General features: G+C 67.9%; 8 protein-coding genes. 4 read left to right on the top strand and 4 right to left on the bottom strand.

Features of this window, described 5'->3' with window-relative positions; genetic code table 11:
* Nucleotides 1–185: 185 nt before the first annotated feature.
* The gene (locus ACTJJM_RS16845; protein WP_019662141.1) at nt 186–452 is read right to left on the bottom strand and encodes a DksA/TraR family C4-type zinc finger protein; all 267 of its coding nucleotides are present in this window, start codon (nt 450–452) and stop codon (nt 186–188) included.
* Between the two features lie 170 nt (nt 453–622).
* Nucleotides 623–1,180, bottom strand: coding sequence for a DUF2058 domain-containing protein (locus ACTJJM_RS16840; protein WP_019338831.1), 558 nt, complete (start codon nt 1,178–1,180; stop codon nt 623–625).
* A gap of 62 nt (nt 1,181–1,242) precedes the next feature.
* On the opposite strand from ACTJJM_RS16840, the gene ACTJJM_RS16835 reads away from it, so the two are divergent.
* The 3 genes from ACTJJM_RS16835 to ACTJJM_RS16825 all read left to right on the top strand — a co-directional run bounded on the left by ACTJJM_RS16835 (nt 1,243) and on the right by ACTJJM_RS16825 (nt 4,151).
* Complete coding sequence (locus ACTJJM_RS16835; RefSeq protein ID WP_019338832.1) at nt 1,243–1,743, top strand: M48 metallopeptidase family protein; 501 nt, start codon at nt 1,243–1,245, stop codon at nt 1,741–1,743.
* 47 nt (nt 1,744–1,790) lie between these two features.
* Nucleotides 1,791–2,489, top strand: coding sequence for an RNA pseudouridine synthase (locus tag ACTJJM_RS16830; protein ID WP_049454990.1), 699 nt, complete (start codon nt 1,791–1,793; stop codon nt 2,487–2,489).
* A 69-nt stretch (nt 2,490–2,558) separates the two neighbouring features.
* Nucleotides 2,559–4,151, top strand: a complete 1,593-nt coding sequence (locus tag ACTJJM_RS16825; protein WP_440865830.1) for a phospholipase D family protein — start codon at nt 2,559–2,561, stop codon at nt 4,149–4,151.
* A 3-nt stretch (nt 4,152–4,154) separates the two neighbouring features.
* On the opposite strand, the gene ACTJJM_RS16820 is transcribed toward ACTJJM_RS16825, so the two are convergent.
* Nucleotides 4,155–5,231 carry an HDOD domain-containing protein gene (locus tag ACTJJM_RS16820; RefSeq protein WP_010482855.1) on the bottom strand — a complete coding sequence of 359 codons (1,077 nt, stop codon included), beginning with the start codon at nt 5,229–5,231 and terminating at the stop codon, nt 4,155–4,157.
* Between the two features lie 278 nt (nt 5,232–5,509).
* Here ACTJJM_RS16820 and ACTJJM_RS16815 point away from each other — a divergent pair, with 278 nt between their 5' ends.
* Nucleotides 5,510–6,607, top strand: coding sequence for a Glu/Leu/Phe/Val dehydrogenase dimerization domain-containing protein (locus tag ACTJJM_RS16815; protein ID WP_010482852.1), 1,098 nt, complete (start codon nt 5,510–5,512; stop codon nt 6,605–6,607).
* A gap of 44 nt (nt 6,608–6,651) precedes the next feature.
* Here ACTJJM_RS16815 and ACTJJM_RS16810 read toward each other — a convergent pair whose 3' ends face one another.
* Complete coding sequence (locus tag ACTJJM_RS16810) at nt 6,652–9,492, bottom strand: S8 family serine peptidase (protein ID WP_440865829.1); 2,841 nt, start codon at nt 9,490–9,492, stop codon at nt 6,652–6,654.
* Between the last annotated feature and the right edge of the window lie 63 nt (nt 9,493–9,555).

Below are 9,555 nucleotides of genomic sequence, written 5' to 3'. Positions count from 1 at the left end.
GGGCGGTGTCGGAGTGCGGGGTGTCAGCCGCATGGATGCGGCTGCCAAGCCTCCAAGGACGTACTTGCGGCGTCCCCGCACTCCGACACCGCCCCGCCACCCCACGGAATGCCAGCTTTTGCTGTTGCTGCTGCCTTGGCTTGAAGGCTTCGGCGGGTGCAGGGCGCAGCCCTGCCGAACAACCTTTACCTCAATTGGCTGTCCTTGCTGCCACGCCGGTTATAGCCGGCATGCGCCTGTTCTTCGTCGTCACGCGCCTGCTGGCACGCCACGCACAGCCGGACACCGGGCACGGCCTGGCGCCGCGCCAACGGGATCGGCGCGTCGCATTCCTCACAGTGCTCCAGACCCGGGCCCTCGCGCAGCTGGCGCCGCGCGCGGGCGATCGCATCGTCGACAGTGGCGTCGATCTGGTCCTGGACCGCGCCGTCTCCCGCCCAACCGGTAGCCATGGCCATCCTCCGCAGGTGTGTCGCCTGATATGGAGACGATACACCCCGGCAAAAAGGCACGCCTTAATGTAGAGCCGAGCCACGCTCGGCTGCTCTTCAGGAAGACGAACAGAGCGCGGATGGGTTCGATCAAGCCGATTGCGACTTAATCCCCTCCGCCCCCTTCTTGTTTACCAGACCAGGTCGTCCGGCACCTGGAACTGCGCGTAGTAGGCGTCGTCCTCGGCGTTGCCGGTGGAGATCTCGGCGGTCGAGCCCGGCTGGCCATGGTCGACGATGATCGCCTCCGGGGCGCGCTCACGCACCTTCTCGGCAGCAGCACGTGGCAGCAGGGCGTAGCCCTCGCCATTGGCGACAATGACCAGCACGCCGACCGACAGCGCCTTGCGCAGCTTGGGGTCGATCAGCAGAGTGCGGATCGCCGCGCCATCGCTGAAGCGGTACTCGTCGTCGCCCTTGTGGGGCACGGCATGGGCCGTGATGATCTGCTTCGCCTGCGCCTTCTGTTCAGCCTGACGGGCCTGGGCATTGCGCTCGGCGGCCAGTGCGCGGTCGCGCTCGACCTTCTCGGCGCGGGCCCGTTCAGCCTCGCGCTGGACGTCGGCCGAGGTCGATTCGGCCTTGCCCTGCCGGGCCTTGGCCTGCGCGCTCGCGGCAGCGCTGGCCTGCGACTTCTTGGCCAGGCCGGCCTTGAGCAATTGTTCCTGCAGCGCGTTGGGCTTTGCCATGGTCGATGCGTACCGCGTGTAATCTTGGATGCTCCATTCTACCGACGCCCCGCCGCCCCTGCATGGCAGTCCTGAAGTACCTCAACGGCTATCCCGAACCCCTGGTCGCCCAGGTCAGCGACCTGCTGGCACAGGGCAAACTCGGCCCCTGGCTGCAGCAGCGCTACCCCGACCCGCACGAAGTGCGCAGCGACCGCCAGCTGTACGACTACACCCAGGACCTGAAGGACCGCTACCTGCGCAAGTCGGTGCCGCTCAACAAGGTCTGCTACGACAACACGCTGGAAGTGATCAAGCACGCGCTGGGCACCCATACCGCCATCTCCCGCGTGCATGGCGGCCGCCTCAAGGCCAGCCGTGAGATCCGCATCGCCACCGTGTTCCGCCAGGCACCGGCCGCGTTCCTGCGCATGATCGTGGTGCATGAGCTGGCCCACCTGAAGGAAGCCGACCACAACAAGGCCTTCTACCAGCTGTGCCAGCACATGGAGCCGGATTACCTGCAGCTGGAGTTCGATACCCGCCTGTACCTGACCGAGCTGGCCAACCGCGGCCAGCGCTGACCGGCCGCAGCAGCTACACTGCGCGCCCCCTGCCTGACCTTTCCGCCATGGAACCGATCCGTCTCGACAAACGCCTGTCCGCTCTGCTCGGCATCCCACGCGGCGAGGCGCGACGCTACATCGAAGGCGGCTGGGTCACGGTCAACGGCGACGTGGTGGAACAGCCACAGCGTCCGGTCGATGACAGCGCGGTGATCGTCGTGGCCGAGCAGGCCAGCGATGAAAAGGCCGAGCGGGTCAGCATGCTGCTGCACAAACCGGCTGGCGTTGCCGCCGAAACCCTGTGCGCGCTGGTCAGCAGTGACAGCCGCAGCGAACTCGACGCCAGCGACATCCGTCCGCTGCAGCGCCACTTCCACGGACTGCAGCTGGCCGCCTCGCTTCCGGCCAGCGACAGCGGCCTGGTGGTGGTCAGCCAGGATCCGGCCACGCTGGCCCATCTGCAGCGCAATCTGGGCCGCACCGAACAGGAATACCTGATTGAAGTGGCCGAAGGCGGGCCCGAGCGCGGCCCGTGGCTGATGGCGCGGCTGCAGCACGAATCGGGCGGCGCCAAGGTCAGCTGGCAGAGCGAGCAGCGCCTGCGCTTCGCGGGCAAGGGCCTGACGGCCAAGGGCCTGCGCGTGGCGGTCACCGCGGCCGGCCTGCAGGTGACGGCCGTGCGTCGACTGCGTATTGGCCGCGTGGCACTGGGACCGCTGCCTGCGGGGCAGTGGCGTTACCTGGGCAGCGACGAGCGGTTCTGACAGGGAAGTCCCTGTCATCCACGCATGGCGTGGATCTTCTGCGATGCACCGTCTGCCTTTGATCCACGCGTGGCGTGGATCTACCATCGGCGCATGAGCCTGCCCAAGCCCCTGTGGCGACGCCTGCTGCGCGTCGCTGCAATCATCCTCGCCGCGCTGTTGCTGCTGGTCCTGTCCGGGCTGCTGCTGGCCGACCATCTCACGCCACGGGCGCAGGGCGCACCCTCGCATGTGCTGCCACTGCAGCCGGCGCAGACCCGCATCGACCAGGAAATCGTGCCGCTGCAGGACGCACACCCCGGACAGTCCGGCGTGGCGTTCCTCAGTGATGGCATGGATGCCTTCGCCGCACGCGCGATGATCACCACGCACGCAGGCCGCAGCCTGGACCTGCAGTACTACATCTGGCACGACGACCTGATCGGCCACCTGATGGCCAAGGCGCTGTACGACGCCGCCGAGCGCGGTGTGCGCGTGCGCATCCTGCTTGACGACATGAACGCCCAGGACAAGGACGCGCTGATGATGGCGCTGGACCGGCACCCGAACATTGAAATCCGCCTCTACAACCCGTTCCGAAACCGCAGCGGCATCGCGCGCACGCTGGAACTGGTGCAGCGCGCTTTCAGCGTGAACCACCGCATGCACAACAAGAGTTGGATTGCCGACGGCCGAGTCGCGATCGTCGGTGGCCGCAACATCGGCGAGGAGTACTTCAGCGCACGCACCGATGTGAATTTCCAGGACCTGGATCTGCTGGTTGCCGGCCCCGCCGTGGAGCAGGCCAACCGCATCTTCGACGACTACTGGAACAGTGAAGCGGCCATACCGGTATCGGCGCTTGCCTTCCATACCGATGCACAGCTACGCCTGCTGGTCCGCGAATCGGATCACGAAGCGCAGCGCGACGTGGCCCGGCCCTACCTTGCGCGCGTGGCCGAATCGCGCAAACGGCAGCGCCCAAGCCCTGAGCCGCTACATTGGAGCGGTGCAGTGCGCATCGTGTCGGACCCGCCGATGAAGCACCGCAAGGACGATCGCGCTGCCTGGCTGGTGTCGACCCTGATCAGTGAGCTGCAGGCCGCCCGGCACAAGGTCCTGTTGATCTCGCCCTACTTCGTACCCGGCAACGAAGGCCTGGATGGCTTTTCGGCCATGGCCGGGCGGGGCGTGCAGGTCGGCGTGGTCACCAACTCACTGGCCGCCAATGACGTTGCCGCCGTGCACGGTGGCTACATGGGCTACCGCGTGCCATTGCTCGAAGCTGGCGTCCACGTGTACGAACTGAAAGCGCAGGGGCAGTCCGCCGATGCCGGCGTGTTCGGCAGCAGCGGCGCGAGCCTGCATACCAAGGCGTTCCTGGTCGACGACCGCCGCGGTTTCGTCGGTTCGTTCAACCTCGACCCGCGCTCGGCCTATCTGAACACTGAAATGGGCGTGCTGTTCGACGATCCGGTACTGGGCGCACAGCTGCGGGACGAGTACCTGCGCCTGGCCGATCCCAGGCACAGCTGGTGGCTGGCGCTGGACGACCGTCACCGGTTGCGCTGGCTGGAGCGTGAACCACCACCACACTGGGTGGAGGCCGAGCCAGGGGCAACGGCGCGCAAGCGCTGGTTGTCGCGGGTGATCAGCTGGCTGCCGGTGGAATCGCAGCTGTAACGCTCAGGGCGCCGGACCCGCCTCTTCCTGTCCAGCGTCATCGCGTGTTTCCACGCTGCGCCCGTGCAGGCGCCGCCAGATCCAGCGCAGGGCATGCGGCGGCGCCGAAGGCAACTGTTCGAGCAGGGCCAGCATGCGGCTCTGGCTGGCATGTCCATGCCGGCACAGCAGGCTGGCCGCTGCGGCCGCACTGGCCAGGCGCAGGCTGTCAGCCAGCGGGCCATCCGCCTCGGGCGCCAGTGCCTGGTGCACCGGCTCGGGCAGCTCCCAGGCCGCAGCCACGCGTTGCGCCAACGGCAGCGACCACTGCTGGAGCAGCTGCAGCGCCAGCGCCGGCTCCACCGTCTCATCGCGTGCCTGCGCTTCCTGCAGCAGCTGGCGCATCACCAGTGCGGCCCCCAGCCCCTGTACCAGGCCCAGCCACTGGGCGGCGAAGGCATCGCCGAAGGTGACCGTGCGCGCGTGGTCAGCGGCTGCGCGCGAAGCCAGCAGCGCGTGCTCCCAGATGATCGTGCTGAACTGCGGAAACACCTCGCACTGCACCTGCATCACCGGCTGTACCAGCACCGCGCTGATGATCTGCCGCACGCCTTCGGTTCCGACCAGTGTCACCGCCCGCTGCAGGCTTTCCACTGGGCGCTCGTGCACCTTGTAGGCCGGGCTGTTGGCGATGCGCAGCAGGTTGCCGGTCAGCACCGGGTCCTGGCCGATGATCGCCGCCATCACCCGCGCCGATGCCGCATCGTCGTTGACCGTCTGGATCAGCTGCGGCAGCAGCTGCGGGCGGCGCGGCAACTGACGGGCCGCCCAGTCCCGGTCCTGCAGCGCGCGCGCCACCGCCTCGCCCAGTCCCGCGGCCTGCACCGGCGTGGATCCACCGGCCAGGCGCGGGTACAGGGCCAGCGCATGCAGGCCGCGCTGCAGATGTGCAGCGATCTCGGCCGAAGGCAGCGCCTCACCCTGCAGGCTGGCCGCAGCCGCCGCCACCGCCTGCCGCGACACCGCCGCCAACCGGGACGGCGCGGCCCCGGTCGAGCGCGCCAGCCAGCCGCGCAGCGATCGCCACCAGGCCGGCGTCATCGCCGCCCGCCCTGTCGTTGTGGTGCCCTTGCCGTCACTGACCGCCCTGCCTCTTCACGCGAATCCGGCCACCCGCCGTCGTCGCAGCATCGGCCGCACTTTCATCTTCTTTAACCGGAAGGTCGCCGATGTCGACGGCACCGGCCGGGGGAATGGACTAGAATGGCGCCGCGCGACCCGTCCCCCTGCACCGACGACGTCGCTTTTTTTGTTTTGGGACCCTACCGTTCACTGGCCGTTCGCTGCAGTTCGCCGCTGATCGCGCCATCGGAGACGCCATGCTATTCGAAACCCTCGCCACCACCGGCCACGAACAGGTGGTGTTCTGCCACAACCACGACGCCGGCCTGAAGGCGATCATCGCCATCCACAACACCACCCTCGGCCCGGCCTTGGGCGGCGTGCGCATGCGCCCCTACGCCAGCACCGACGAGGCGCTGGCCGATGCGCTACGGCTGAGCCGGACGATGACCTACAAGAATGCACTGGCCGGCCTCAACGTAGGTGGCGGCAAGGCGGTGATCATCGGCGACCCCAAAGTGGACAAGACCGAGGTGCTGTTCCGTGCCTTCGGCCGTTATGTCGATTCCCTGGGCGGGCGCTACATCACTGCCGAGGACGTCGGCACCGACGTCAACGACATGGAGAACATCTACCTGGAAAGCCAGTTCGTGACCGGCGTGCACCAGGTCCATGGTGGCTCCGGCGATCCCGCTCCGTTCACCGCCTACGGTGCGCTGCAGGCACTGATGGCGTCGATGCGCTTCAAGTTCGGCCATGAGGAAGTGGGCAAGACCAGCATCGCTGTGCAGGGCCTGGGCCACATCGGCATGGAACTGGTGAAGCTGCTGCGCGACCGCGGCGCCAAGCTCTACGTCACCGACCTGGACAGCGCGCTGGTTGATCGCGCGGTCAGCGATTTCGGTGCCGAAGCAGTCAAGCCGGATGAGATCCATGAAGTGAACGCCGACGTGTTCGCACCGTGCGCGCTGGAAGGCGCGATCAACGCCGACACCCTGCCGCGGATCAAGGCGAAGATCATCTGCGGCACCGCCAACAACCAACTGTCGAGCCTGGAGATCGGCGACGAGCTGCATGCGCGCGGCATCCTGTATGCACCGGACTATGCGGTCAATGCCGGCGGCGTGATGAACGTGTCGCTGGAGATCGACGGTTACAACCGCGAACGCGCGATGCGCCTGATCCGCAGCATCTACCACAACCTCACCCGCATCTTCGAACTGTCGCAGCGCGAGAACATCGCGCCGCAGCGTGCCGCCGACCGCATCGCCGAGAGCCGCATCCTGTCGATCGGCAAGCTGAAGATGCCGCTGGGCCGCAGCACCCCGCGCCTGGGCAACCTGCGCGGCGGCTGAGCCAGCCGACGTCGCGCCGGGCATGACCCGGCGCGACCTGTCCTTCAGAAGCCGGTGCTGTAGCGCAAGGCTGCCTGCCGCGCACCTTCGCCACCGACGCGCTGGTCGAAGCCCAGGCTCAGGCGGCCATTGCGGCCCCACCACGATTCCAGCGCCACGCCGATCAGCGCACTGCCGCGCGGTGCGTTCCAGCCCGCCAGCGGTGCCCAGGCATCGACGCCGACGAAACTGGCCTGCCAGTCCGCATCCGCGCCATCAATCCGTTGCTGCCATTCGGCATGCCCACGCAGCGTCCAACGCCCCCAGCCACGCTCGCCGCGGATACCGGCCAGCATCTGGCTGCGCTGCACGCGATTGGCATCGCCCCGCAGGCCGAAACCGAAGCCGCCGAGCTCATTGAAGGCGTCGGTATCCACGCGCGTGGTGCTGGCGCCGACGTAGGGCGTCAATGATGCGCCTGCACGCCCCAGCCGGTACCCGCCCTCCACGCTGGCACTGCTGAAACGGCCACCATACCGCGCAGAGACACCATAGGCGCCCGCACCGAGCAGCAGCTGACGATCCAGCGCGCGGGTGAACTGGCCGCTTCCGACCTGGGCCAGCGCGTAGCCACGCCCCAGATTCCAGCCCGCGTACAGCTGCGCCTGCGCCTGGCGATCACGCCCACGATCGCCGCCGAAACTGCTGCCACCATTACTTCGGGTCTCGCCAAACGCCACGCCCATCAGGCCGTTGCTGCCCAGTGGCAGATCCTGGCCGGCCATCCAGCCCCGGCTGTCGGCGGCGTTGCCGGCGAAGCTGCCCTGCCCCGCCTCACCCAGCGCGCTCTGCCAGCTACCGCGCAGGCGCGGTGCGGCCTGTACACGATCGAAGCGCTCGGCGATCGCACGCCGCGACATGTCGATGCTGTCGAAAGTCGCCGCTTCGGCACGGGCGTGCGCTTGACCGGACAGGCTCTGCAGGCTGGCGGCCAGGCCCTGCGGGCCACCGCCGGTCCACTGCAGGGCGCCGGCCGCTGCACCAACGGCCGATCCCTGCAGCCCTGCGTTTTTGTCGAGTGCTGCGAATGCACCTTCCAGGCGCTGTGCTGCCGCCTGGGCGGACGCCCCCAGGCCGCTGGCCGCTGCGGTGACGCTGACCTGGGTCAGGTTCAACCAGGCGTTGTTGCTGTCGTAGCCGTAACTGCTCTGCAGCAACGACAGCCCCTGCAGGCCACTGGAGGTAGCCGGCGTACTGAAGGTGCCACTGAGTCCGCCTGCCGCGTGGATCAGGTCCTGCCGGCTGCCGTTCTGTGGCACGTAGCCGGAAACGAAGCCATGCACGCGCACGCCACCGTCGATCGCGGCATTGCCGGTGACCTGCAGCGCATTGGCGCCCAGTGCGATCATCAGCTGTGCACCGGCCTGCTGGGTGTAGTTGCCCTCGATCGTGCCGGTGGTGTTGCCGGTGGTGAGGAACACGCTGCTGCCGTTGACCACATTGCCGATCACGCGGGGCGTGCCGCCATTGAACTGCAGGCCGGTCGAATCCGGATCGGACTGGCCGAGAATGGTCACATTGGAACGGACCACACCACCGTTCTGCAGCGACAGGATGCCGCGTTCGATGCGGGTGGCGCCGGTGTAACTGTTGTTTCCGGCCAGCACCAGGGTGCCCCCGCCCTGCTTGACCAGGCCGCCGCTGCCGACGATATCGTTGCGCCACGCCGAGCCGGTCGAAGCAAGATCCACGTTGGCGACCACATCCCCCCAGTCGAAACGGCCCGGACCGTTGATCGCACGGCCGATGTCGAGCAGGCCGTAGCCGAACACCGGATCCACGCCCGGCGCGCCGATGTCCTTGGCGGTGCCCAGCAGGGTCTGCCGCACCAGATCGTTGCTGAAGTACGGGAAGCGCTCCCAGACCAGCGCCGCCGCGCCGGAAATCAAGGGCGCCGCAAATGACGTGCCGTAGTTCCAGTAGTAGCTGCCACCATTGGCATCGGGATAGACCGCGCTGCCTGGCGCCGCCAGGCAGTAGCGGGCTGCCTGGCCACAGGCATTGGCATAGCTGGCCAGCGTACCGGGCGCATACGGATCCACGGCGGTGGCCACCAGCCAGCCGCGCTCCAGATCGGCGGCCGGCAGCGTGCCGGCCACGCCCTGCTGGCTGGGCAGCGCGGCCAGGCTGCTCGGTTCGCTGCGGCCATCATTGCCCGCGGCAAACACCACCAGCCCGCCGTGGTTGATCACGAAGGGACGATATTCGGCGGCCACCTGCGCGGTGGTCGGCAGGTCGGTCCAGTACAGGCCGCCCCACGAATTGTTCATCACCTTCACGTTGTAGCTGATCAGGTCCTGGTGGACCTGGGCCACACCCAGCGGTCCGCTGAATGCATTGCCGCGTCCGCTGCCGTCGTCGGTCGGCGGTTTGTCGGCAATGATCCGTGCCGACACGATCTGCGCCTTTGGCGCGATGCCGCCCGGCCAGGAGCCCGTTGCCGCGCCGGCGGCGAGGCTGGCCACGGCGGTGCCGTGGCCGACCACATCATCGACACCCAGATTGTTTCTGGCCGGATCGATGTAGTTGAGGTTGGCCAGCACCCGGCCATTCAATGCCACCGCATTGCGCTGCACGCCGGAGTCGACGATGCCGATGCGCACGTTCTGACCGGTCAGGCCAGCAGCCTGTGCGGCGCGCGCATTGGTGACTGACAGATGCGCGTCGAAAGCCGGCTCCTGTGGTTTGACCGGGGGCGGCGTCGTCGGTGGCGGGGTAGTCGGTGGCGGCGGTGGTGGCGGTGTATCGATGCGCACGTTGCCGCCCCCGCCACCTCCACCACAGGCCGTCAGCGCCAGTGCCAGCGCGGTTGCCAGGGCAGATCTCACCGTCGTCGTGCGTTTCATCGATTCCTTCCCATGAACGTTGGCCCGCCCTTGTGCCGGCAGGCATGCGGCGCCGTCCAACGG

Source organism: Stenotrophomonas sp. 22692, assembly GCF_052045015.1.
GTDB classification, from domain to species: domain Bacteria; phylum Pseudomonadota; class Gammaproteobacteria; order Xanthomonadales; family Xanthomonadaceae; genus Stenotrophomonas; species Stenotrophomonas geniculata.
Note: the sequence above shows the minus strand (reverse complement) of the source record. Positions and strands in the feature narration are given on the sequence as shown.

What these genes read in the sequence shown, in the direction of transcription:
- ACTJJM_RS16845 (WP_019662141.1), bottom strand. Translation starts at nt 452, where the DNA reads ATGGCTACCGGTTGGGCGGGAGACGGCGCGGTCCAGGACCAGATCGAC.
- ACTJJM_RS16840 (WP_019338831.1), bottom strand. Translation starts at nt 1,180, where the DNA reads ATGGCAAAGCCCAACGCGCTGCAGGAACAATTGCTCAAGGCCGGCCTG.
- ACTJJM_RS16835 (WP_019338832.1), top strand. Translation starts at nt 1,243, where the DNA reads ATGGCAGTCCTGAAGTACCTCAACGGCTATCCCGAACCCCTGGTCGCC.
- ACTJJM_RS16830 (WP_049454990.1), top strand. Translation starts at nt 1,791, where the DNA reads ATGGAACCGATCCGTCTCGACAAACGCCTGTCCGCTCTGCTCGGCATC.
- ACTJJM_RS16820 (WP_010482855.1), bottom strand. Translation starts at nt 5,231, where the DNA reads ATGACGCCGGCCTGGTGGCGATCGCTGCGCGGCTGGCTGGCGCGCTCG.
- ACTJJM_RS16815 (WP_010482852.1), top strand. Translation starts at nt 5,510, where the DNA reads ATGCTATTCGAAACCCTCGCCACCACCGGCCACGAACAGGTGGTGTTC.
- ACTJJM_RS16810 (WP_440865829.1), bottom strand. Translation starts at nt 9,492, where the DNA reads ATGAAACGCACGACGACGGTGAGATCTGCCCTGGCAACCGCGCTGGCA.